At 57.9% G+C, this 359-nt stretch carries 1 protein-coding gene; it reads right to left on the reverse strand.

Going from position 1 to position 359, the window contains the following annotated elements; all coding sequences use genetic code 11:
• The coding region (locus AAEZ06_RS26920; protein ID WP_350617116.1) for a hypothetical protein at positions 1-359 on the reverse strand (359 nt) is incomplete at both ends.

Raw genomic sequence — 359 nt, forward strand, 5'->3', positions numbered from 1 at the left:
GCCGAACTGGCGACTTGAAAAACGGCAACTCGTCGGGCGGTATTTTCAGCAATTGGCGCAAGCGTGATCGTGTAATGGCATGCTCGCGTATCAATACTTTTAGCGCCTCGCCCTGACCGGTATGCGGCAAACCAATTGAGGTGCGGTGCGCATCCGGCAACGCGTACTGCAAGCTGGCAATAAAATCATCCTGCCCGTGCAAAGACTGCCCCTGTGAATCGAATGTCTCGTAACGGCCATCGGCATCCCTGACCAACACTTTTCGCTGGCTGGCGTTTTCGGCGCCGTACTGGCTTCGCAGCGTGCCGTCGCGGTTGCCATCACGCACCTCAAGGCGCACGTCATCTTTCCAGCCGGGC

Origin of the sequence: Pseudomonas sp. HY7a-MNA-CIBAN-0227 (assembly GCF_040310325.1) — a bacterium.
GTDB lineage: Bacteria > Pseudomonadota > Gammaproteobacteria > Pseudomonadales > Pseudomonadaceae > Aquipseudomonas.